Origin of the sequence: Megasphaera lornae, assembly GCF_000214495.1 — a bacterium.
GTDB lineage: Bacteria > Bacillota > Negativicutes > Veillonellales > Megasphaeraceae > Megasphaera > Megasphaera lornae.
On the sequence record NZ_AFIJ01000033.1, the window covers coordinates 57,441 to 81,962 of the forward strand.

Here is a 24,522-nt window from a genome sequence, read left to right on the forward strand (position 1 = left end):
TCAGCTATCCCTTCTCATTTTTGCAATAAAAAATCCGTCTATGCCGTCCCGTTGCGGCAATACGTCAATATACTTTCCCGGTTGCGGCCAGGAACAGGTTTCCCCGGCCCGAAGCAGCGTAAACTCGGTATGTCGCTGTAAAAACGCTTCCACCACCGCCGCATTTTCCGCCGTATTTATAGTACATGTACTATATACAAGAATCCCGCCCGTTTTAACACAAGCGGCCGCGCCGTTCAATATACGCGTTTGAAGACTCGGCAAACGCATGAGATCCTGTTCTTTCTTCCGCCAACGCAGATCTAATTTACGCCGTAAAATCCCCAATCCCGAACAGGGTGCATCGACCAATACCCGATCCGCCTTCGCCGGAAACCGTTCGCCTATACGTACGGCATCCTGCAGTATGGTGCGTATATTCGACAGCTGTAATTTTTTCGCATTTTCCCGAATAAGTTGCAATTTATGTTCATATATATCCGCCCCGTATACGAGGCAATCGGGGCCTCCCAAGGAGGCGATATGCGTGGTCTTTCCTCCGGGGGCGGCGCAAACATCCAGCACGACATCTCCCGGTTGCGGATCCAACACATGCGCCACTAATTGGGAGGCTTCATCCTGTATCATAGCCCGACCTGCTGCCAGCAATTCCAAATTTTGTACAGCATCATTCGTTTCTATATACAAACTTTCCGGTGCATACCGTCCCGGTCGCGTGACAATTCCCTTTTCAGCCAACATGGCCATCGCTTTTTCCCGAGATATTTTCTGCGTTTGTATGCGTACGCATAACTCCGGAATCGTATCAAAAAATCGACACAATTTCACGGTTTCTTCAAAACCGTACTGTTGCAAACACCGGCGAATAAACCAGTTTTGCTGATGATAGGTCAACGCCAAATGAAGCACTTCATCTTCTTGTCGGGACGGAACGACAAATACTTCCGGCCGACGCAACGCATTGCGCAATACAGCATTAACAAATTTTGCCATGCCTTCATGCCCCATCTTGCGTGCCAGAGCAACCGCTTCATAACAAGCCGCCGACGGCGGCACTTTGTCCAAATACTGCAACTGATACAATCCTAATCGCAAAATCGCCGCACAAACCGCATCCATCTGCTGTAACGATCGTTTACTGAGCATACCTATCGCACGATCCAACATCGCCATATACCGTAATGTACCGTACACAAGTTCTGTATAAAAGCGTCGGTCCCGATCAGAGAGCGCATATTTTTTTATCATTCGGGATACCACAATATTGCTGTATCCGCCGTCCTGCCAAATTAACAACAGGCTGCGTACAGCCAACTCGCGTATATTCATACAAATTTATCTCCTTTATCCGCGTATAAAAGAGGACAGCTTTTTAGCCGCTGTCCCTGCTGTCCTTACCGCTGTCATTTTAAAACTTCGCCCACCCGCAAAGGTGTCCCCTGTAAAAATTGCCCCGTTTTCATGCGTTTGCGGCTCTCCGGCTGCACTTCCAACACACGTAAAGCGCCATTGCCGGTTTGTACCGTAAAATGTGCTTTATCTACCGCTATCACCGTTCCCGGCGGACATGACGACGTATGCGGCACGACTTGAGCCGACCAAATTTTCAACCGCTTTCCCGCATACTGCGTATACGCCCCGGGAGAAGGATCCAACGTTCGTATCCATCGTTCCAACACGATTGCCTCTTGCCGCCAATCCAAAGCGGCCATATCTTTTGTAATTTTAGCGGTATACGTAGCATGCGCTTCTTCCTGCGCGACAGCCCCGGCTTCATACGCCGGCAAATCCGCCAAAACTGTCGTCAAAGTACGCGCCCCCAACGTTGCCAGTTTAGTAAATAACGAGCCGGTTGTCTCCTCCGCGTCTAAGGAAAGTTCCGCCTGTTTCAAAATCTTCCCCGTATCCAGGCCTTCATCCAACCTCATAATCGTCACGCCGCTCTTCGTATCTCCTTCTTTAATGGCGTATTGAATAGGCGCCGCCCCGCGATATTTCGGTAGTAACGAAGCATGCACATTAAGGCATCCGTACATCGGCAAATGCACAATAGAAGGCGGCAATATTTTCCCATACGCAATCACAATAATCACGTCCGGAGCCAACTGCCGCAGCTGTGCTTCTACCTCTGCCGTGCGCAAATTTGTCGGTTGAAACACAGGAATATCATACATTTCCGCCGTTTTTTTGACGGGACCGGCCGTCACTTTTTTCCCCCGTCCCCGTTCTTTATCGGGTTGTGTAAAAACGGCTGCAATCTCATGCCCCGCCTCCTTCAAGGCCTTCAAAGAGGGCACGGAAAAATCGGGTGTTCCCATAAAAACAATACGCCATGGTCTCATGCTTCCGTCACCTTTCGTATATTTTTCGCTTTTTCAATAAATAAAATTCCGTTCAAATGATCAATTTCATGCTGAAAAATGCGTGCCAAAAAATGTTCCGGCTCATAATATACCGTTTTTCCTCTACGATTTAATGCTTTTACTTTAATTTTACTGTAACGAGAAACTATCCCATAGTATCCCGGTACGCTTAAACAACCTTCCGTATCTTCTTCCATTTCCGTAGAAGTTTCCAAAATTTCCGGATTAATCAATTCAATAAGGCCGTTCCCGTCATCCAGAACAATCAACCGTAACGATTCATTAATTTGCGGTGCCGCCAAGCCGACACCGTTCGCTTTATACATAGTTTCCGCCATATCATCCAATAGTTTTTTTATATGTTTTGTAATAACCGGAACCGGCTTGGCTGCCGCTTTTAAAACAGGATTACCGGCTTTTATAATATTGAGTTTTGCCACATTATTCACCTCATTACTTACCATACCCGTGTTACTGTACTTAGTATACACCTATTCCGCCTATCTATCTATTATCCTACCATGCCGGATCGACATCTATAATAATTCCCTTTTGAAAACAAGCCGAAGATTGTTGTATCCGCTTCTTAATTGCCGTCAAATCGGCTCCTTTAAGAAGAATAACCGCCCTATATTTATTACGCACTTTTTTGACCGCATCTACAAAAGGACCGATTATTTCCACCGCATCGCCCTGTTCTTCTACATAAGACCGCAGCAACGAAGCGATAGTATGCGCCGATTTCCAAACCTGCGTTTCCTGTTCATCTTGAAACAAAATGCGAATTAATTGATGAAAAGGGGGATATAAAAACGTCTTGCGATATGCAAGTTCCTCTTTATAAAATCCTTTGAAATCCTGTTGTTTCGCATATTGTACAACATAATGCTCCGGCGCATAGGTTTGCATGACCACCCGCCCGGGAAGCGCTCCCCTGCCGGCTCTGCCTGCCGCCTGCGTCAATAATTGAAACGTTCGTTCAGCGGCCAGATAATTGGGCAAATTCAATAAACTGTCGGCCGCTAAAATACCTACTGCCGTGACTTGCATAAAATCATGCCCTTTGGCCACCATTTGTGTTCCTAATAAAATATCATAGTCGCCGCGACGAAACGCCTCAATAATCCGATCGCCGCCATTTTTTCGTCGCGTTGTATCCTGATCCAGCCGAATAACCCGGGCCGCAGGAAAAATATCATGTAATTCGGCTGCCGCTTTTTCCGTACCGGTACCGAAAAATTTAATATACGGACTGCCGCAGGCGGGGCATGTTTTCGGTATTTCCCGCCGCGCCTCACAATAATGACAACGCAGTAGTTCCTGATCTTTATGATAAACCATAGGAACATCACAAGTATTACATTTTACCACAAAACCGCAGGAACGACACATAACAAAGGTAGAAAATCCTCGTCTGTTCAATAAAATAATCGTCTGGTTCCCCGCCTGCAGCGTATGTTCCACCAGCTCTACCAGCGTCGGCGACAATACTTCATATCGCCCCCGTTGAAATTCTTCTCTCATATCTACGACCTGCACGGAGGGCAACGGTCGTCCCTGCACTCTGTATTTTAATTCCAGCAGCGTATATATGCCCTTTTCTGCTAAGTAATACTCCCGTACGGACGGAGTAGCGCTGCCCAAAATAACAGGACATTTGTAATATGCCGCCCGGGTACGTGCCACTTCTATAGCATGATACCGAGGCGTTTCTTCTTGTTTATACGAACCGTCATGACATTCATCAACAATAATCAATCCCAGATTCCGTACCCCTGTAAATACGGCCGAACGGGCACCGATGCAAATATGACAACCGCCTTCTTTCATACGCAACCAATTGGCCTGTCGTTCCCCTTGTGAAAGCTGACTGTGCATCACCACCACATCTTCTCCGAAACGAGCGGAAAACCGACGCACAATTTGTCCGGTCAGCGCAATTTCCGGAACCAATACCAGCACTTGCTTTCCTGCACGAATCACTTGTGCCGCCAATTGCATATACACTTCCGTCTTACCGCTACCCGTCACGCCGTGCAGCACATACGTACGACCTTCCGTATCTTGCTGTACGGCGGAAATTGCCGCCAGCTGCTCGGCCGTAAGCTTCCACGGCAACGAAGAAAGTGTCACAGGACCCGCTCCGGTTGTCTCCCGCATTTTTTTTTGAATGACAAGCAGACCGTCCGCTGCCATACGTCGGGCAACATCCCGCGAAAATCCGTTTTCTCGTAATTCCGTAAGGGAACACTCTCCCTTACGAACTAAAAACTCCCACAACTCCCGCTGTTTCGGGCGACGTTTCAACACGGTCGTATCGACTGCAGGTACAATCTGCAGCCATTCTTCCATTTTATCGCTAATCGTATTTTTCCATACTTTTTGTTCTTGCAACGTGCCGTTTTGCAACAATCGCGCCACTGCCGCCGCTCCGAAGCGAGTTTCCAAAACCTTGCGGGAAACGGCGCCTGCATGCACTACTGCCGTATATATTTGCTCGTCAACAGCTGCGGCGCCGTGAAGCGTACCTCCCACAATCCGACGTTGACAGCGTACACCTTTTTTTTCCACCATAAACAAGCGTAACGCTTCCGCCGCATTACATAAGTAATAATCACGAATCCACAGCGCCGTACGGACCATTTCTTCTTGAAAGCCATGTTGCACAGATAAAACATCAATAATCGACTTCAGCGTAAAAGAAAACGTGCGACTATTTTCCCTACTCAACGCAATCACGATTCCTTCTTCGCAGCGCCGTCCGAAAGGAACCAATACCCGACTTCCCACCTGTACGGGCAAAGAATCCGGCACGGTATACGAAAAAGTCTGTTGTACTTGTTTTGCCGTCGTATTAATAATAATATCCGCTATCATAGCCCCGCCTCATCGTATATACATAAAGATAAGGGCTTGCTGAACAAGCCCTTATCCATTTTATCATATTCACTTCATTTACACCAGTCGTTACGATAATCCGCAAAAGATTAGTGTACACCTGCTTCTTTGCGCAATATTTCCGCCTTGTCCGTACGTTCCCATGGTAAATCCAAGTCATTGCGACCGAAATGACCGTATGCGGCGGTTTGCTTATAAATAGGACGTAATAAATCGAGCATCTTAATAATCCCTGCCGGACGAAGGTCGAAATGTTTTTCAATAAGTCCGACAATCGTTTCATTATCCGTCTTGCCCGTACCGAATGTATCGACGTGAATAGAAACCGGGCGAGCCACCCCGATGGCATACGCCAACTGAATTTCACATTTATCCGCCAATCCTGCAGCCACAATATTTTTAGCCACATACCGGGCAGCGTACGCAGCCGAGCGGTCAACCTTTGTCGGATCCTTTCCGGAGAAAGCACCGCCGCCATGCCGTGCCATACCGCCATACGTGTCGACAATAATCTTACGGCCGGTCAATCCCGAATCCCCCTGCGGACCGCCAATAACAAAACGGCCGGTAGGATTAATAAATAACTTGGTTTTTTCATCATATAACCCTTCGGTTAATTCCGGTTTTATCACCCGGGCAATCAAATCTTTTTCAATTTGTTCGCGCGTTACTTCCGGACTGTGTTGCGTAGAAATAACGATCGTATCAATATGAACCGGTTTTCCGTCTTCATATTCCACCGTCACCTGTGTTTTTCCGTCAGGACGCAAATATTTTAATGTCCCGTTTTTCCGTACAGCCGTCAGACGACGTGCCAACCGATGGGCCAACGAAATCGGCAACGGCATATAGTCATCCGTTTCATTCGTCGCATAACCGAACATCATGCCCTGATCGCCGGCGCCGATGGCATCAAATTCATCCTGCTTTCCTTCTTTACGTTCTTTGGCTTCATCTACGCCCATGGCAATATCGCCGGATTGTTCATCCAACGAAACTAAAATACCGCAAGTATCGCAGTCAAAGCCGTATTTTGCACGTGTATAGCCGATATCCCGTACCGTATTACGAATAATATGCGGAATATCCACATAGCATTTGGTCGATATTTCCCCGACAACATGAATGAGACCGGTAGTCAATACAGTTTCACAAGCCACACGTGCATGCGGATCTTGTGCTAAAATTGCATCTAAAATACCATCAGAAATTTGATCGGCCATTTTATCGGGATGGCCTTCGGTTACAGATTCGGATGTAAAAAATTCACGATTTTTAACCATTTTTTTCCTCCTAAAAAAAATCCCCGCTCTTAAATGAGAGGGGGTAAAATCTTACCCATCTTCCAGTAGACGAAAACTGTTGGAATTAGCACCTTTCACATGAAGGTTGCTGCGACATCATGGGGCCAATCCCTCCGTCGACTCTCGATGGACCTTATTTTATTTTACGTGCTTAGTATATACTATATTTTTTACGATTGCAAGCAGAAATTACGAATCTTCCTCAAAACGCTCCGGATGTGCCGCCAATAAGGCCGCAACGCGCTCTACAATAATCGTCGCCAAAGCGAATTTATCCATTTTTTCCAGTGCCTCTTGTGTCCCGTCGGCAAAAAGAAGAGTGGCAATATTCGTATCTCCTTGAAAACCGGCGCCTTCGGCACTTACATCATTCGCCACCAACATATCCAAATTTTTCTTACGTAATTTTGCCATGCCGTATTCTAAAACCCGGGTCGTTTCCGCCGCAAATCCGACTAGCAACTGGTGCGTTTTACGCTGCCCCAATTCCCATAAAATATCAGGATTTTTTGCCAATTCCAGATGTAATGTTGCCGTATCTTTTTTTATTTTCTCCGACGCCGGATGCGCGGCGCGATAATCCGCTACGGCGGCCGCTTTAATAACCGCATCACATTGCGGATACACCGAATCCACGGCAGCTTTCATTTCCCCCGTAGTCATCACATCTATCCGGCGTACAACGCCGCGAGGAGTAGGCAACGTATTGATGCCGCTGACCAGCGTCACCTCCGCTCCCGCTATGGCGGCCGCTTTGGCAATAGCAAAGCCCATACGGCCGCTCGAATGATTCCCTATAAATCGTACGGGATCCAACGGCTCTCTGGTTCCTCCGGCAGTAACGAGCACTCGTTTATGTGCCAAAGTCGTGGTCCGGCAAACTTGAAATTCAATTTCCTGTACAATATCCTGCGGCTCCGGCATCCGTCCCTTTCCCGAAACCCCGCAAGCCAACGGGCCCGCATCGGGTTCCATACACCCATATCCCAATTGTTTCAGCTTTTCAATATTCCCTTGTACAATCGGGTTTTCATACATGTTGGTATTCATAGCCGGCACCAACAATATAGGCGACGTCGCCGCCATTACAACAGTAGTCACTAAATCATCGGCTATTCCCGCGGCAATCTTCCCGATCACATTGGCCGTAGCCGGAGCAATCACCAAAATATCCGCCCATCGTGCCAGCGAAATATGTTCCACCTGAAATTCGGGAATTTCGCCGAACAAAGAAACGGCTACAGGATTTCCGGAAAGTTCCCGTAAGGTCAACGGAGTAATAAACTCCGTTGCATGTTGCGTCATAATACACTTTACTTCAGCCCCCTGCTTACGCAATAAGCTGACCGCAGCGGCCGCTTTAAACGCGGCTATACCGCCGGTAACTGCAAAAACTACATGTTTATTTTTCAACAACATGGCACCGGTCCTCCCGTTTATTTAATCCCTGTCTTTGAAGACTCGTACCGTATTTTTCCGGCATCAATTTCTTCCATGGCGATGGATACTACCTTATTCGTATCCGCACATACTGTCGGTTGGTCTCCGTCAGTCAATTCCCGGGCCCGTTTGGCCGCTAACGTAACCAACGTATACTTGCTGTCCACTTTTTCCATCAAACTTTCTAAACTGGGTTTAATCAACATAACTATCGTCTCCTGTTTTATTCTTGATACGCGGCACAAATCCGTGACAACGTGTTACCGTTTCGTGCGCACCGACATGCTTCCGCCCGTATAATCGCTTCCATCTGTTCAATCGCCGCAGCTAACCGATCATTAACAATGACATAATCATATTCTTTCATCCATGCCAATTCCGCCTGTGTTTTTTGCAAACGGCCGGCAATGACCTCCTCACTGTCCGTGTGGCGGCCATGCAATCGGGCCGCCAATACTTGCCGATTCGGCGGCACAATATAAACGCACAGACACTGCGGATAATGTTTCCGTACCTGCATCGCTCCCTGAATATCAATTTCCAGCAGCACATGCTCCCCTCGTGCCAACGCATCATACACATATTGTTTGGGCGTACCATAGTAATGGTCATACACTTTCGCATATTCTAAAAACGCATCCTGCGCCAACAACGCTTCAAAATGAGCCGTATCGGTGAAATAATAATTTACCCCTTCTTTTTCTCCCGGTCGCGGCGGGCGTGTCGTCATGGATATAGAATAATGAACCTGCGGAAACCGTGCACGCAACGCGTCACAAATCGTTCCTTTTCCGGCTCCCGAAGGGCCGGATACTACAATGAGCAACCCCGAATCCGCCAACGCTATTCGCCTACCTTTCCTGTTTCCTCCCATACCGGTTCCTCTTCTACAGGAACCAACCGATGAGCAATCGTTTCCGCCTGTAAAGAAGATAATATAATTTGCCCGTTATCCATCATTAAAACAGCGCGGGTCTTACGCCCGAACGTCGCATCAATTAATTTATTGCCTTCTCGCGCTTCCTGTACCATACGCTTAATAGGAGCCGATTCGGGACTAATAATCGCCACTACTTTATCCGCCATAACCACATTTCCGAAACCGATATTCAATAAATTGAAATTCATATGCCCACCTTATTCCAAATTCTGTATTTGTTCCCGAATCTTTTCCAATTCCGTTTTCACCTGCAAAACGACGGCCGTCACTTCTATGTCGGAAACCTTCGAGCCGATCGTATTGACTTCCCGATTCAATTCTTGCAACAAAAAATCCATGCGCCGCCCTACAGGCGCGGTTTCTTTCAGTAATCCTTCCAATTGTAGCATATGACTCCGAAACCGAACAACCTCTTCCGTAAAATCAACTTTATCCGCATATATTGCCACTTCCTGTAAAAGTCGCGCTTTATCCGGCACCTGCTCATGTTTGGCAAATATATCCCCGATTTTTTTCGTTAACCGCTGTTCATAGGTTTGCAAAATCAACTCGCGACGCGTCCAAATCTTCTCGATTAACCCTTGCAACGTCCGCACGCGCCGCTGTATATCGGCCGCTAAACGCGCCCCTTCCGATTCCCTGGTTTTCACCAATGCCTGTAAGGCCGCCTGCAAAGCTTGCAACAAAACCGGTTCCACCGCCCGTATCGCCGCCATATCCTCTTTGGACTCCACCGTCAGCCAATCCGTAGAAACTTGCAACAACTCGGACAAAGTAAGCGGCGCCTCGTCGAATCCTTCCTGCTGCGCCGCCAACAACCCCTGTCGATACGCTTGTACCAACTCTTTATGAACACATATATGGGGAACTGTACCCGCCGCTTCCGGAAAATCCGCAAACACCTCCACTCTGCCGCGAGCAATGCAGGCGGTAATATGATTTCGTACCATATCTTCCAGATACATATACGTGCGCGGCAACCGCAAATTCAACTCTAAAAACCGTTGATTCACCGTACGTATTTCCACCGTCACCGTCCCCGTCGCACCGACCGCCTCGCCGCGTCCGTATCCCGTCATACTTCGCATATCCGCGCCTCCTCTATGTATGCTGCCCGATGAACGCTACTAAAATATATTATATTGTACCGTAAAAACCGAATATAGTCTATATTTTCACAGACAGATAAAAACAAATGTACTATAAAAAAACACCTACCCATCAAGCAATTTCACGTATCCTATTGTCCAAATCGACAGAATATCCTATAATACACATGTTCAACTATTATTATTTTTCTCAAAGGAGAGTGTACCATGACAAACAATTCTGGTTTCTTGGATCGTTTATTCCATTTGCACGAAAACGGAACAAACGTGAAAACGGAACTCTTGGCCGGAATTACGACCTTTATGACAATGGCATATATTCTGGCTGTCAATCCGACGATTATGAGTATTACCGGTATGGACAAAGGCGCCGTACTGACCGCTACCGTCTTAGCCTCTTTAGTAGGAACACTATGTATGGCCGTGTTTGCCAATTATCCCTTTGCTTTGGCTCCCGGCATGGGGCTGAATGCTTTTTTTGCCTATACGGTAGTTTTACAAATGGGATACACTTGGGAAATGGCGTTAGCGGCGGTTTTCGTGGAAGGGGTTATTTTTATTGTCTTATCCTTAACCAATGTTCGTGAAGCTATTTTTAACGCCATTCCCCTAACCTTAAAAAAAGCTGTGTCCGCCGGAATCGGTTTGTTTATTGCCCTTATCGGTCTCTTAAATGCACAAATCATTGTTGCCAATCCGGCCACCAAAATATCCTTATTTTCCTTTAAACATTCATTAGTCAGCGGCTCCTTTCATACCGTCGGCATTACCGTACTCATTGCCATGATCGGTATCTTGTTTACAGCGATTTTAATTGTGCGAAAAGTCCGCGGCAATATTCTTTGGGGGATTCTCTTCACCTGGATTCTGGCAGTCATTTGTGAACTGATAGGCTGGTATGTACCGAATCCCGAACTTCATATGTATAGTGTAATTCCCAATCTTTCCGCCGGCCTCGCCTCCTTTACGCCCGTCAGTTTAACGCCTCTGCTGGGCAAACTTGATTTTACCCGATTCTTTTCCTTGGATTTTGCAGTCGTCGTTTTTGCCTTCCTTTTTGTAGATATCTTCGACACCTTGGGAACATTAATCGGCGTATCTTCCAAAGCCGATATGCTGGATAAAGACGGCAAATTACCGCGTATTAAAGGCGCCTTAATGTCTGATGCCGTAGCCACATCCATAGGTGCCTTACTGGGTACCAGTACCACTACCACCTATGTGGAAAGCGCTACCGGCGTCAGCGAAGGCGGCCGTACCGGCTTAACGGCCGTATTCGTGGCCATATTCTTTGCGCTCTCGCTGTTTCTGGCACCGATTTTTATGGCGATTCCCGCCTTTGCAACGGCCCCGGCATTAGTCATTGTGGGCTTCCTCATGTTGACCTCGGTAACGGGTATTGATTTCAATGATTTCAGCGAATCGATTCCGGCATACATTACCATCATCAGCATGCCGTTTTGTTACAGTATTTCCGAAGGCATTTCCTTCGGCATTATTTCTTATGTAATCATTAATTTAGCTACCGGACACTACAAAAAAATTAGCCCTTTAATGTATATTTTAGCTATAATTTTTGCCTTTAAATATGTTGTCCTGTAGCATCCGCCGAAACGTTTCTACAAGAAAGACCTGAACGCCTGACGGAAACCGTTACTACAAAAACACCCAAAAGCCTACTGTACACAGCTCCGTTGCGTACAGTAGGCTTTTTGTATGTACCGCCCAAGGATCGCATCCGGCGGTACACGTTGAAAAGATCCTTCTTTTTATACCGGATGTAACGGCAAAAAAATCGGGGTAAAAACTGACAGGAACTATCCCTACCGGTTTCTTACCCCGACATTTCTTAGTTATCAACACATATATTAAACTTTGAGAAGTATTCTTACACAACTTGATTAGTTTTTTTGAAATTAGGACCGATCTTTGCGATTTTATTATATTCATCTTCATGTTGCAGCCACAAAAAAAGGTTCAATCAATTATGATTGAACCTTTTTTATGCCCTATTTTTGTAAGCGCATAACCATCGCTGTCAAATGCCGTATTTGCTCTTCTCGTTGTCCATCTTTTTCTTTTAAAGCTTGTATTTCTGCTTCCTTTTGCTGTTGTACTTGTAACAGCGCCTGCATTATCCGATCTTTTGCAGCATCTTTTTCTTTCAACGCCTGTATTTCCCGTGCCATTGCAAGGCGTGACATGCCGATACAGTCCGCTCCTTTGCCCGTTTTGAAGGACAGGCCTACATTGACAATGTTTTCGCCACCGAAGGTACCTCCGAGGGAAACAAGGGTGCGTTCATTCGGTCGATAGAACCCGCCAAAAGCGAAAGTGTTGGCACTCCGATAATTACTATATCCCACAGCAAAATCCCATTTATCGTCGGGATCGAATTCCTGCGGATGCAAGGCGGCCAGTGCCGCCGCTGACGCCGTACCGCGTTCCGACCGGGTACCTAATTCCGAGATAGCTTGCCGGTTCTTTTGGGAAACCGCCTGAAGTTGATCTTCCGTAGCGGCTCTACCGGATATAACATGTTTTTCGTCCCACGTCGTATTGGAAAGACCCGTCACCGTGCCCTGCCCTTTTTCGCCATTGATCTGCACATCGCCGATAGAAGCCTTTTCTTTATGTTGCGTACCGTCAATCACGACGGTACCGGCTTTGATTGTTTTGTCGAAACCAAGGGTATACGTCGTTTTGCCGGCCGTATCCGTCTTTTTATCTGCTACAACAATCCCCGTATCATTCCCCTGAATGTCGATATCAGCACCCGTACCGTCTTTACCGTCCTTACCTTTTAACGAGTCAAGAAACTCTTGTTCACTCTTATCTTTATTCGGCTGCTGTCCGTCTACCGTATGATCACGCCAGATTTCGTACGCCGATTTACCATCTTTACCGGCAGTACTCACTTTCTTTTCCAAGCCTTTTAGCTGCCGCAAATTGACCGCATCCGTATCTTCTGTCCCGTCAGCCACATTAATAAGTTGTCGCCCGTGCGTTTTATTCCCGACGGATACAGCGCCCAGCGTATTTTCAGCGGTTAATGTAACCTCACTGAACAGGGCTTTTACAGTTGTTGTCCTGCGATCGGCTTCAGAAAATGCACCCAACGCCACGCCCCCCGTAGCCGTAGCAGTTGCCCCAAATCCCAAAGCCGTCACGTTATGACGAGCATCTTTTGATAACGCCATATGCCAGCCAAATTTTTGTAGTACCGATTCCCACTGAGACACTCGCGTTTTGAAGGTAGTAAAATCATTAATCCCTATCTTTTTGAAATACGTACTATATTCCTTAAATATTTGCTGCCCCATCCGTTCACTGCGCGCTGTCACACTCTCATTCGGCTGCGTCTCCCCAAAAATATTAGGATAGGCGGCTTGTAATTGCTCAAAATAAGGCTGATATTCATATTTCCCCCTACTTATATACTTTTGTATATCCGGTGAACCTGCCATTGCCATTGTACCGATAGCTACACTGCCTTGCCCCATCGCAACCGCACCGGTGCCAAAAGCGTTCCCCATATCACCGGCCCAAGCATCTGCACCGATAGCATTAGCATAACCGGCAAAATTCTCTCCATATTTAATGGGAAATGCCGTAGACCCCGTACCCATAGCAATAGAGTTTTCACCGAACGCCGACGGTTGATATCCTACGACAACAGAATTCGTACCGAAGTTATTCCCTTGATGCCCTAAGGTTGCGGCAGCATCAGAAACATATTGATGATTGCCGCCATATACGGCTCTCCCCGAGTTATCCGTATCGCTATTCACCGCTTTATTATTCTCGCCGATAACTTGTGTATACGTAGAATATAAGCGGATATATTTGTCCCAAGAATTAACCTTGGTAACAGTTTGATTAAGTGCATCAGGATTATCCTTTAAAAATTGTGGAGCTGTTCCCCAAGCGATGATATTGTTAAAGACTTGATTGAGTGATGCTTTTTCTTCTTCTGTCAGCGCTCCGGCATTGTTTGCCAATACTTTTCTCCATGCACTTTTTTGTAATTCCTCCGGTGATGCCGCCGTAACTTGTACTGTTATAGACGCCGTATGCACATACCCTCCTGTTAAAGCCATCACGGCAAGCAGTATAGCTACTTTTTTTCCGATTCGTTTCATAATGACCTCCTTATATGTATAGCAACTCCCAAACTCATTCGAACATCGATTTATTTTTTATTCTCTGTAAAACATAAAAATTACATGAGTTTTACCTATTTTTTTTATATTTTATCTATATCGGTATAATTACTAATATATTTTATCGTCAAAAAATTACATAAACACTTTATTTTACTATACCCTAATTTCGTTTTATTTGTCAACCGAATTATAATTCTTCCCCCCTGCTAACCAACCATTACATATAGGTATTCCCCCACTAGTAAACGGTAAAACAAAAACCCGGTCCTCCCTCTATTTCCGAGAGAAAGGAATGGATTTTATATACATTGCCTTATTTCTATTGCGACAAATAATAAAATCTCGCCCCCTCATACGTATCTAAAAAAAAAAGACCCGACTTGGTCCGCATTGTTAAGAGGCGTGTCGGGTACTGTTGTCTAGTATACCGTTTCAAATTTTTTGTTAAATCTTTTAGTTCTCCTTCGAGTTTTGCAAATTCATTCTATCAAAATATCTGAATAGATGTGTTATCCCTATTTTGCCGCATCAGACAAGTGATTTTTTAGGAAACGCTACAGTAATCACCGTACCTTTATTCGGTTCACTCTCTAACGCTATTTTGCCATGGTGATATGCCACAGCATGTTTTACGATGCTAAGTCCGAGTCCGGTACCGCCGGACTGTTTGGAGTGGCTTTTGTCCACACGATAAAATCGTTCAAAGACACGCTCTTGATGCTCTGCCGGAATACCGATACCCGTATCTGCTACCTCAAGTCTGACATTCTTATCATCCTCGGAAACAGTAATTTTCACGCTGCCGCCACTCCTATTATACGTAATGGCATTATCACAGAGATTATATACAATTTCATATAAGAGTCTTTTTACACCGTACATATTTCCATCAGCGCCGCTCCATGAAAGTGAAATATTTTTTGATTTTGCAGCATCAAAGAGTGTTTTACATACTTCATCAGCCAGATGACCGAGTGAAACCTCGGAAACAGGCATATCTGTCCCTTCATCCAACTGCGATAAGCGGATAATATCCTCAATAAGCGTAACAAGTCTGCTTGCTTCCTTTTTGATATATCCCACAAACCGGGGAATATCTTCCGATTTTGCAAGACCACTTTCCATTAAGTCTGTATATCCTATGATTCCCTGAAGCGGTGTCTTAAGTTCATGGGACACATTGGCTGTAAATTCCCGACGTCCTCTCTCCGCCTCTGCCTGTTCCGTAATATCAAACGCCAAAATAACCGTTCCAACCACCGCATCATCGGATACGATTCTGCTCAAATCAAACTGATACTCTCGCCCGTTTCGATTTTCCCTGAACTCTGCATGCCCGTTTTCCATAGATTTTTGCATGAAATCACGAATATTTTGATGGCGATCAACCTCAATGATGTTTCTTCCGATGCAGGTATCAGTCACACGAAACAGCTTTTTCGCTGACAGATTGATCGTAATAATGGCCCCGGCATTATCCAGTAAAATCAAACTTTCACGCATATTACCGGTGATTTGATTAAATTCATCCCGCTTCTGTTTCAAACATGCAAGTGTTCGTTGTATCTCACGTTGCTGCCCTTGAATGCAGCGTAATAGAGGAGATAGTTCTTCATAAGTATCATTTTCCAGGGGGTTATCTAAATCCAATCGGTTTAAAGGTTCAACAATACGCTTTGCCATACGTTTTCCCAATACCGCTGACAGAATAACAACAAAAATACTCACGATAAGAATCGGTTGTATCATAGAAAGAAGAAGCACAAACACTGTAATGCGACCGGCGGAAATTCGTAAAACGGTACCATCTGTTAACCTTACTGCCTCATACACGGTCTTTTTTGTCAGCGTTTTGGAATAGCGGGAACTGCTTCCCGTTCCATGTTCAAATGCTTCTTTGATTTCTTCTCTATCGGCATGATTTTCCATGTTGGCGGGATTGATTTCATTGTCAAACAACACGGTTCCATCTTTGGCAACCCATGTGATGCGATAATTTTTTAAATCAAGTTGATTTAAAAAATCCTTTCCTGCAACCTCCGTTCCCCGTGCGGCGATTGACAATTCACCTACCAACTGATTCTTTTGAACCGTTCCGAAATAGTCAAACATACAAACAGTGATAATCAGAAGCGTGCCTAATAATGTACTGAAAGCAATCAAAAGAATGGCTTTGAAAATTTTACTGCTCATATCCCGTCTCCCATCGATAACCGATATGACGAACCGTTTCAATGCATTTTCCATACCGACCTAATTTCTGTCTCAAGGTTTTAATGTGCATATCCAGCGTGCGGCTGTCTCCCATGTAATCGATGTTCCAAACCAAATCGTAAAGCTGTTCTCTCGTAAAAGCACTGCCCGGATGTGATAAAAATAAATGTAAGAGTTCAAATTCCTTAAAGGTAAGCATAATACGCTCTCCTTCTATCGTAAGCGTTCGCTCATCTAAATTCAGAATTAAACTGCCTACCTGCAAAAGTTCAAAAACCCGTCCTTGCCGACATCTGCGTAATACGGCTTTTACACGTGACACCAATTCCATCACACCAAATGGTTTTACAATATAATCATCGGCTCCTAAATCCAGCGCCTGAATTTTTTCATGTTCAGCACCTCTTGCCGTTGCCATAATGACCGGAATATTTTCCAGTTCCACCGAATGCCTCATCTTCCCCAAAAGTTCTACGCCATCCATTCCCGGAAGCATCACATCCAGTATCACCAATTCCGGTTTTTCTTTTTGAATCGCCTTCCAAAACTGCACTCCGTCGGAAAATCCTATTGCCTCAAACCCGGTGGAATTTAACGTATATATCTCTATTTCCCGAATGTTTTCATCGTCTTCTACACACCATATCATGTTCCCGCTCCTTATGCTTTCCTGTCATGGCATAAATAATCCATTCGGCAATATTGACTGCATGATCTCCGATACGCTCCGGATACTTTGCAATCATCAAAAAATCCGGCGCCGATTCGGCATCTGCATATTGGTTTATAATCAATTCTACAACTGTATTTTTCATTCGGTCAAAAAAATTATTTATAATATCATATTCTAAAATCACATTTTCTGCAAGTGCTATATCCTTCCGAACGAATGCCTCCACACTGTCCGTTACCATTTTTACAACTGCCGGAGCCATATCATTGATAAGTTCCGCCCCCTTTATCTGACTGCCATTCAGTAAAATGACCAGTTCTGCAATGTCCTCCGCCTGATCCCCGATTCGTTCCATATCGGTAATCATTCTAAGTGCGGCAGAAATTTGACGCAAATCACCTGCTACCGGCTGCTGATGCAAGAGTAACTTCATACAGAGTTGTTCAATATCTCTTTCCAATCGATCAATTTCTCCGGCACTCTGTTTCTTCTCTCTTGCCAACATTACATTTCCTTCAAACAAGGATTTCGTTACCCCTGCGATGGTTTCTTCACATATCGCGCCCATTCGAATCAGCTGTAGGTTCAGTTCATCCGGTTGCTTGTCAAATTGATTCCTCATTATCCAAACCTTCCCGTAATATAATCTTCCGTTCTTTTATCCTGTGGCCGGTCAAAGATATTGTCCGTTGCCCCAAATTCCACCAGTTCACCAAGCAGGAAAAACGCTGTATAATCCGAGATCCTGACTGCCTGCTGCATATTATGCGTTACCATAACAATGGTATAATCTTTTTTCAGTTCCATAACCAATTCCTCAATCTTAGAAGTTGAAATCGGATCCAGTGCACTTGTCGGTTCATCCATCAAAAGAACATCCGGCTCTACTGCCAACGCTCTGGCAATACAAAGCCTTTGTTGCTGACCGCCGGACAACCCCAATGCATTTTTCTTCAGACGCTCTTTCACTTCATCCCAAATGGCCGCACCTCGAAGGGCTTTTTCAACAACCTCATCCAAACGTTCTCGTTTGGTGATTCCGTGAGTTCGCGGACCGTAGGCAACATTATCATAAATACTCATGGGAAACGGATTCGGTTTTTGAAATACCATTCCTATTTGTTTACGCAATTCATTGACATCAACATGATGTGCAAAAATATTCTCTTCCCTATAATAAATCTCTCCGGTAATTTTTACGGACGGAATCAGATCATTCATGCGATTTAATGTCTTTAAAAAGGTAGACTTTCCACACCCTGACGGACCAATCAGTGCCGTAATATTCTTTTCCGGGATTTCAATATTGATCTTTTTCAAAGCCTGATGTTCTCCATACCGGAGACACAAATCTTTAACAGTAATGAGTGTACCCATAGGTTTATTTCCTTTCTTCATTTATCGTTCCTTTCTCCTCTTGGCATAATATTTCTGTGTCATTTCAGCTGCAAAATTTATCATCAATACTAAGAGCATAAGTATTGCGGCAATCGCAAACGCAATGTCAAATTCTCCATCCTCCTTTGCATAAACATATAAACTGACGCTAAGCGTTGCTCCGGGAGAGGCAAGGCTGTCTGCAAGTCCATGCAACGCATGGGCAAATCCTGCGGTGAAAAGAAGTGCAGCGGATTCTCCTAATATTCTTCCTACGGATAAAATACAGCCGGTAATAACCCCGTCCACACATCCGGGAATAACTACGGTGCGTACTACACGCCATTTTCCGGCACCCAGTCCGAACGCTCCTTCCCGATAGGAAATAGGGACACTTTTTAAACTCTCCTGTGTATTTCGCATAATAATCGGCAAATTCATGATTGCAAGCGTCAACGCGCCTGCCAAAAGACTTGTTCCCATATGATTTGCAAATATCAGCATACCCACCAACCCATAAATAATGGACGGGATACCCGACAGTGTTTCTGCCGTGTATTCCATGATAGAAACTATCTTTTGATTCGTCGCATATTCTGTCAAATAGATGGCTGCCCCAACTCCGAGCGGCAGTACAATCAGCAATGCCGCAATCATAATGTACAAGGTATTCAGAATATCCGGTAAAATGCCGATGCGGTCACTGAGATAACCGGGTGCTGTAGACAAAAAAGACCAGTTGATACCCGGCACCCCATTTATCAAAACATAAACCAACAGGAATAATGAAATAGCTGCTGTCAAACCGGTGCAAATATACATTAGTCCTTTCATGAACACCTCATACTGCTTTCGTCTTACTTTGTGATATTCTGTATTCATTTCCTATTTGATACCCCTTTTCAAAAAGAAATTTAATGTAGCATTCAAAAGCATGATGAACAAGAATAAAACCAAGGCGACAGAGAACAGCGCTTCTCTCTGCAATCCGCCGGCATATGACATTTCGCCGGCAACTGCACCGGTCAGAAAACGCACGCTTTGAAACAGGGAATTCGGCATATTGGCAGCATTGCCTGCTACCATCATTACTGCCATCGCCTCTCCGATTGCCCGACCGATGCCAAGTACGATTGCAGCGGCTATGCCGCTTTTCGCTGCCGGAACAGACACCCGAAAGTAGGTTTCTATCCGAGTCGCTCCCAACGCAAGAGAAGCGTCTTCATATTCCTTTGGTACTGCATCCAGTGCCGTAACGGACATCTTAATTACCGAAGGCAGGATCATAATAGCAAGTACCAGCATTGCCGCCAACAAACTTGCTCCGTCCGAAACATAAAACAACCGTTGAATTCCCGCTACTAAAATTAACATACCCACAAGACCATAGACAACAGATGGAATTCCTGCAAGCAGACTTATGAATGACTGTATGAGTTCTTTGATTTTAGGATTTGCTACTTTTGACAGATACACAGCCGTAAAAAATCCAACCGGAACCCCAAGCAGAACCGCACCTGCCGTGCCATAAATACCGGTAAGGATAAACGGCAGAATTCCATATTGAGGATTCGCCTTAGTCGGTGCCCATTCTGTTCCGAAAAGGAATGGTATAAGACCGATCTTATGAATAGCCGGAATTCCCGATATGACTAAATAAACAGTAATCAAAAGCACACCGCCAACTGTAATTAAACCCAGCATAAAAAACAGTCCATGAATAACATTTTCGATCATTTGTTTTTTCTTCATCAACGTTCACCTCGACAAATGGAGACAGTACACTCTGTACTGTCTCCATCCTGCTCTCCTATTCTTAATTTGCAGGAACAACACCCGCTTTAGAAATCAGCTCATTAGATGTCCGGGATGTTGCATAGTCAAAGAATTTCTTTGCCGCATCCGAAAGTTTCACGGCTTTTTTTGTTACTAGTACAAAGGGACGCTGTATGGTATATTTTCCGTTTTGGATATTTTCCTCGTTAACTGCTACCCCATCAACCGTCAGCGCTTTGACAGAGTTCTTAATAGATGCAGCAGATGCATACCCTATAGCATTCGGATTCTGCGCAACAGTAGTAATGACATCGCCTGTTGAAGTAAGTTCCTGTCGATACTTGCAGGCGTTTTTAGTCTTTGTAATAGATTCAAATCCATCACGGGTACCGGAACCGGCTTCACGACCAATCACAACAATCTTTTCATCCTTACCTCCTACCTGCGACCAGTTGGTAATTTTTCCTGTATAAATCCCTACAATATCTGTGATGCTTAAATTCCGTATCGGATTATCGGGATTTACAATCATTGCGATCCCGTCATGGGCGATTACCGTTTCCGTAAGACCGGATGCCTTCTCTTCGTCCTTCAAATTCCGAGAAGCCAATCCGATATCACATCGTCCCTCTGAAACTGCTTTGATCCCTGAACCGGATCCGGTAGGATTATAAGTAAATGCAATCCCCGTATCCTTTTGAAATGATTCTCCCAAAATGCCGATAACTTTCTCCATGGATGTCGAACCGTCCAAGGAAACAGAAGCCGAGCCGGCCTTCTCATCGGGAAGTGCATTTTTCTGACTCGCCTTTCCTCCGCATGCCGTTAAAACCCCCAGGCAAAGCACACCTACTGCAACAATTGACAACATTTTTTTAATTTTCATAGTCAACAGCTCGTCCTTTCTTATTCGTGATTTTTTTCCTTTCACACTGATAAGTTTACAGACTGCTTGTAAAATTCAAAAGACAAGGTTTGTAAAGTTGGTGTAAAGTATATCATGAACGTCATCAAAATCTACATCATAATTTTATAACCTCCGTTTGGCTATGAATATTGTCACTAATATCGTTAAAAGATAAACTCTCCTATAGTTCAAATCTTTATTATCCATTTCCGATCACAAAAATAAAGGCTTTCCAACAGCCAATCGTACTCATTAACGATAACCCGCTGAAAAGCCTTTTATTTACTACATATTTTTTTACTTGTTAGGGTGCAACTTTTGACATCAATGCTACGCATTCCACGTAAGACTTCATCAACGACCATACTTTGATTGCCATATTCATCTTTCATAAGTCGTAGGGAACGCTTCGTTATGTACCCTCTGTAATGATGTAGAATCTGGTTAATCGCTTCGGTATCGCCATCTGTTGCCTTTACAATGAGAGGAAAGGGAATCATAGGATATTGTGTTTTCATTCTTCAAATTCCTCCATAAACTTTTTAATTAAGGCTAGTCCACTGGTTCTATGCCGATAGACAGTAGAACGGTTCAATTTCAACAGGTCTGCAATTTCTGAATCGCTCATGTCCATAAAGTAAAACAGCAGTAGAATTTCACGTTTCTTGTCTGGCAACTCACGTAATGCTTCACTCAACAAATCATTTTCAACGCCTACTGATAACCCATTGAGTGTAAAAATCTGAAAGTCAGTTGAATAGTTATCTGTTGTCGCAAACTGGCTAACAAGATAATCGCCAACATCCGAAAAGGACACCTCACGCTTTGCAATCCTTGAAAGATAAAGCATATAATTCTTTCGCTCGTCTTCCATAGCACGTTTACAGATATAGTCAAACTGATTTTCTATTGTGGTCTGAAAAGAAGATGGTTTCATGTTTCTCACCCCCTTTCTGTCTAGGAAAGGAAGTGAGCCTTGCTCGTTTATCTCCTTTCACTCTTAGTCCCAATGTGAAAGGGGGATTTGTTGCATTACTGATAAATAAACTTTGTAAAAAAGTTCTGAATAGCCAAAAAAGCATATAAACAGATTTATTTCTCTGTTTACATGCTTCTGTTATTCTATCTATATGATTTATAAAACCACATTGGTGGACGTACTTATCTATTGCAGATAGACGACTTTTTTTGACAAGAACCCAATGTAAGGAAATTTATTGTATATGATGTACTTCATGGCGACGTTGACCTCCAACAAACCGCCATTTGGAAGTAATATACAATATTTTAACAGCGTAAATAGCACTACCATATAACGGTTTTTTTTATTGGCGTTTAGTAGTGCTTTTTATTAAATATAAACCTATAAACCATATAACACGTTTTTCTATACCTGTTTTTAATTCAGTAGGAACAATAAAATGTATAGAGGTGGTCTACTATGCGTAAAAAAGAAGATAAATATGATTTTAGAGCCTTTGGTTTAGCCATTAAAGAAGCTCGATTGAAACGAGGTTTAACTCGTGAACAAGTGGGAGCATTGATTGAAATTGACCCACGGTACTTAACTAATATTGAAAATAAAGGGCAACACCCCAGCATACAAGTTCTTTATGACCTTGTATCGTTACTTCATGTTTCCGTTGATGAATTTTTCTTACCTGCTAATAACTTGGTAAAAAGCACCCGACGATTACAGATAGAGAAATACATGGATAGCTTTACAGACAAAGAACTATCCTTAATGGAATCTTTAGCCAGCGGTATCAACGAAGCAAGAAACATCGAAGACTAATTAAAAGAATCCATACATAACGGAAAGAGCCGATAAAATGAGATTGTATTAATCTCATTTTATCGGCTCTGCGTCTTTGCGTCTGGCTCTGTAATCACAGTTACTTTGAACTGCTTTATTTCAATTAAATTTTCTTGTCTGCATTTCGGACAATAGAGGGGGAATTTTTTTAATTCAGTATCTTCCCTTATCTTTAATCGTGTTTTATTTCCACATACAGGACACAATATCCACTTGTAGTTTATAATAACTATCTCCTCCTTTACACTTTAATTCAAATCTTTATTAAAAAATATTTCATCTTATTTAACAAGAAACCATATTTATATAACAACATAAAATACACTAAGTTATTTTATTGAACATATATCGTACTTTATCTATCCGACTATTTGGACGACGGGGCTGGCAAACAGGTTCACCGGTAGTAACATGGTACCCTTTTAACTCTGTTAAACAAACACTACGTCCATTTGTAAAGAAAGTTAAATCACTACGATATTCTTGAATACACCGAGCAGGGATTTCTCCACTAAGAATGACCTCATTATTTTTCAATTGAGTGTCTACGATGTTCGCACAATATTTAGGAGCATCGTTGTATGCTCGTGAAAGATATTCCTGTGGCGCATAAATTTTAAAACTAAGATATGGCTCTAACAATTCTGTTCCAGCTTTTTTTAAGACTTGTTCCAATACAATAGGAGCAAGCATCCGAAAATCTGCTGGGGTACTAACAGGGCTATAGTATAAGCCATACTTAAAACAGATTTTACAGTCCGTCACATTCCAACCATATAATCCTTGTTCGCAACCATAGCGTATCCCTTCCATAACTGCATTTTGAAATGATTGATTTAAGTATCCAAGAGAAACCGAGCTCTCATACTGCATTCCACTTCCCAACGGAAGCGGTGATACAGATAAACCAATGGAAGCCCAGAAAGGATTTGGCGGCACTTCGATGTGAATGGTATATTCTGCATTTTTTAACGGTCTCTCCATATAAATGACTGTAGGCTCTTTTAGTTCTATCTCCACATGATACTTTTCTTGCAACAGTGCACTAATCACTTCCATTTGTACTTTCCCTAAGAAAGAAAGTATAATTTCATGTGTCGTAGAATCCACGTAATATCGTAGAAGCGGATCACTATCTGAGATTTCCAAAAGGGCATCAAGCAACATTTCTCTCTGTTCAGGTTTACTCGGTTCAACAGTTGTTTGTAGTAGAGGGTGCGGATTTTCAATCTTTTTTCTCTGTGGCAATAGTTTTGTATCTCCAAGAACACTATTTAACTTCAAAAACTCATTTTGCAAAATAACAATTTCTCCAGAATAAGCTCTATCAATCTTACATAATTCACCATTTATTGAAGTATACATTTCTGTAACTTTTATTTTTTCTTTTTCTGATACTCTAACCGAATCTCGTAAATGTAGTACTCCACTATAAAGGCGTATATATGCAAGACGTTGTCTTTTTTTTGTATATTCAATTTTGAAAACATTTCCGCAAAGTTCAGACGGACCTCGATGTGTTGATGAATAAAATTTATT

General features: G+C 43.8%; 23 protein-coding genes, 1 pseudogene and 1 riboswitch. Of the genes and pseudogenes, 2 read left to right on the forward strand and 22 right to left on the reverse strand.

What is annotated here, in order from left to right; all coding sequences use genetic code 11:
• From rsmB to HMPREF1039_RS05330, 10 genes are all read right to left on the reverse strand, one after another.
• Positions 1 to 1,329, reverse strand: coding sequence for a 16S rRNA (cytosine(967)-C(5))-methyltransferase RsmB (gene rsmB, locus HMPREF1039_RS05285; RefSeq protein ID WP_007391355.1), 1,329 nt, complete (start codon positions 1,327 to 1,329; stop codon positions 1 to 3).
• A gap of 74 nt (positions 1,330 to 1,403) precedes the next feature.
• Complete coding sequence (gene fmt / locus HMPREF1039_RS05290) at positions 1,404 to 2,342, reverse strand: methionyl-tRNA formyltransferase (protein ID WP_007391403.1); 939 nt, start codon at positions 2,340 to 2,342, stop codon at positions 1,404 to 1,406.
• Positions 2,339 to 2,803, reverse strand: coding sequence for a peptide deformylase (gene def / locus HMPREF1039_RS05295; protein ID WP_007391373.1), 465 nt, complete (start codon positions 2,801 to 2,803; stop codon positions 2,339 to 2,341). Before def ends, fmt begins: the two co-directional genes overlap by 4 nt.
• Positions 2,804 to 2,879: 76 nt before the next feature.
• Complete coding sequence (gene priA, locus HMPREF1039_RS05300; protein WP_007391398.1) at positions 2,880 to 5,240, reverse strand: primosomal protein N'; 2,361 nt, start codon at positions 5,238 to 5,240, stop codon at positions 2,880 to 2,882.
• 110 nt (positions 5,241 to 5,350) lie between these two features.
• Positions 5,351 to 6,544 carry a methionine adenosyltransferase gene (gene metK / locus HMPREF1039_RS05305; protein WP_007391392.1) on the reverse strand — a complete coding sequence of 398 codons (1,194 nt, stop codon included), beginning with the start codon at positions 6,542 to 6,544 and terminating at the stop codon, positions 5,351 to 5,353.
• A 52-nt stretch (positions 6,545 to 6,596) separates the two neighbouring features.
• Positions 6,597 to 6,698, reverse strand: a riboswitch (SAM riboswitch).
• A gap of 56 nt (positions 6,699 to 6,754) precedes the next feature.
• Complete coding sequence (gene coaBC, locus HMPREF1039_RS05310; protein ID WP_007391371.1) at positions 6,755 to 7,984, reverse strand: bifunctional phosphopantothenoylcysteine decarboxylase/phosphopantothenate--cysteine ligase CoaBC; 1,230 nt, start codon at positions 7,982 to 7,984, stop codon at positions 6,755 to 6,757.
• 17 nt (positions 7,985 to 8,001) lie between these two features.
• Positions 8,002 to 8,211 carry a DNA-directed RNA polymerase subunit omega gene (rpoZ, locus tag HMPREF1039_RS05315; protein WP_007391361.1) on the reverse strand — a complete coding sequence of 70 codons (210 nt, stop codon included), beginning with the start codon at positions 8,209 to 8,211 and terminating at the stop codon, positions 8,002 to 8,004.
• Positions 8,212 to 8,228: 17 nt separating this feature from the next.
• Positions 8,229 to 8,846, reverse strand: a complete 618-nt coding sequence (gene gmk / locus HMPREF1039_RS05320) for a guanylate kinase (RefSeq protein ID WP_007391336.1) — start codon at positions 8,844 to 8,846, stop codon at positions 8,229 to 8,231.
• 2 nt (positions 8,847 to 8,848) lie between these two features.
• Positions 8,849 to 9,133, reverse strand: coding sequence for an extracellular matrix/biofilm regulator RemA (gene remA / locus HMPREF1039_RS05325; RefSeq protein WP_007391346.1), 285 nt, complete (start codon positions 9,131 to 9,133; stop codon positions 8,849 to 8,851).
• 9 nt (positions 9,134 to 9,142) lie between these two features.
• Positions 9,143 to 10,033, reverse strand: coding sequence for a YicC/YloC family endoribonuclease (locus HMPREF1039_RS05330; RefSeq protein WP_007391349.1), 891 nt, complete (start codon positions 10,031 to 10,033; stop codon positions 9,143 to 9,145).
• A gap of 228 nt (positions 10,034 to 10,261) precedes the next feature.
• On the opposite strand from HMPREF1039_RS05330, the gene HMPREF1039_RS05335 reads away from it, so the two are divergent.
• Positions 10,262 to 11,656, forward strand: coding sequence for an NCS2 family permease (locus HMPREF1039_RS05335; RefSeq protein WP_007391376.1), 1,395 nt, complete (start codon positions 10,262 to 10,264; stop codon positions 11,654 to 11,656).
• A gap of 407 nt (positions 11,657 to 12,063) precedes the next feature.
• Here the strand turns inward: HMPREF1039_RS05335 and HMPREF1039_RS08370 are convergent, their stop codons facing one another.
• The 10 genes from HMPREF1039_RS08370 to HMPREF1039_RS05385 all read right to left on the reverse strand — a co-directional run bounded on the left by HMPREF1039_RS08370 (position 12,064) and on the right by HMPREF1039_RS05385 (position 22,104).
• Positions 12,064 to 14,196 (reverse strand): YadA-like family protein, encoded by a 2,133-nt coding sequence (locus HMPREF1039_RS08370; RefSeq protein ID WP_007391372.1) that lies wholly within the window; start codon positions 14,194 to 14,196, stop codon positions 12,064 to 12,066.
• Between the two features lie 552 nt (positions 14,197 to 14,748).
• On the reverse strand, positions 14,749 to 16,413 hold the full coding sequence (locus tag HMPREF1039_RS05345; protein WP_007391341.1) for a sensor histidine kinase: 1,665 nt from the start codon (positions 16,411 to 16,413) through the stop codon (positions 14,749 to 14,751).
• Positions 16,403 to 17,083, reverse strand: coding sequence for a response regulator transcription factor (locus HMPREF1039_RS05350; protein ID WP_007391334.1), 681 nt, complete (start codon positions 17,081 to 17,083; stop codon positions 16,403 to 16,405). The genes HMPREF1039_RS05345 and HMPREF1039_RS05350 overlap by 11 nt, the downstream gene beginning before the upstream one ends.
• Positions 17,058 to 17,729: a phosphate signaling complex protein PhoU gene (gene phoU / locus HMPREF1039_RS05355; protein WP_007391343.1), complete on the reverse strand. Its 672-nt coding sequence runs from the start codon at positions 17,727 to 17,729 to the stop codon at positions 17,058 to 17,060. Before phoU ends, HMPREF1039_RS05350 begins: the two co-directional genes overlap by 26 nt.
• Positions 17,729 to 18,484, reverse strand: a complete 756-nt coding sequence (gene pstB / locus HMPREF1039_RS05360; RefSeq protein ID WP_235720033.1) for a phosphate ABC transporter ATP-binding protein PstB — start codon at positions 18,482 to 18,484, stop codon at positions 17,729 to 17,731. The genes phoU and pstB overlap by 1 nt, the downstream gene beginning before the upstream one ends.
• 21 nt (positions 18,485 to 18,505) lie before the next feature.
• Positions 18,506 to 19,366, reverse strand: coding sequence for a phosphate ABC transporter permease PstA (pstA, locus tag HMPREF1039_RS05365; RefSeq protein WP_007391386.1), 861 nt, complete (start codon positions 19,364 to 19,366; stop codon positions 18,506 to 18,508).
• 3 nt (positions 19,367 to 19,369) lie between these two features.
• Positions 19,370 to 20,236, reverse strand: a complete 867-nt coding sequence (gene pstC / locus HMPREF1039_RS05370) for a phosphate ABC transporter permease subunit PstC (RefSeq protein WP_007391384.1) — start codon at positions 20,234 to 20,236, stop codon at positions 19,370 to 19,372.
• Between the two features lie 64 nt (positions 20,237 to 20,300).
• On the reverse strand, positions 20,301 to 21,146 hold the full coding sequence (locus HMPREF1039_RS05375) for a phosphate ABC transporter substrate-binding protein (RefSeq protein ID WP_007391345.1): 846 nt from the start codon (positions 21,144 to 21,146) through the stop codon (positions 20,301 to 20,303).
• A gap of 299 nt (positions 21,147 to 21,445) precedes the next feature.
• Entirely contained in the window at positions 21,446 to 21,685 is a 240-nt protein-coding gene (locus HMPREF1039_RS05380) for a helix-turn-helix domain-containing protein (protein WP_050789552.1), read from the reverse strand.
• Complete coding sequence (locus HMPREF1039_RS05385; RefSeq protein ID WP_000804885.1) at positions 21,682 to 22,104, reverse strand: sigma-70 family RNA polymerase sigma factor; 423 nt, start codon at positions 22,102 to 22,104, stop codon at positions 21,682 to 21,684. The genes HMPREF1039_RS05380 and HMPREF1039_RS05385 overlap by 4 nt, the downstream gene beginning before the upstream one ends.
• Before the next feature lie 504 nt (positions 22,105 to 22,608).
• On the opposite strand from HMPREF1039_RS05385, the gene HMPREF1039_RS05390 reads away from it, so the two are divergent.
• Entirely contained in the window at positions 22,609 to 22,962 is a 354-nt protein-coding gene (locus tag HMPREF1039_RS05390; RefSeq protein ID WP_001227347.1) for a helix-turn-helix transcriptional regulator, read from the forward strand.
• Positions 22,963 to 23,021: 59 nt separating this feature from the next.
• On the opposite strand, the gene HMPREF1039_RS07840 is transcribed toward HMPREF1039_RS05390, so the two are convergent.
• Positions 23,022 to 23,189, reverse strand: coding sequence for a cysteine-rich KTR domain-containing protein (locus tag HMPREF1039_RS07840; RefSeq protein WP_000336323.1), 168 nt, complete (start codon positions 23,187 to 23,189; stop codon positions 23,022 to 23,024).
• Between the two features lie 118 nt (positions 23,190 to 23,307).
• Positions 23,308 to 24,522: pseudogene (locus HMPREF1039_RS05400) on the reverse strand (TetM/TetW/TetO/TetS family tetracycline resistance ribosomal protection protein); the annotation flags it as partial.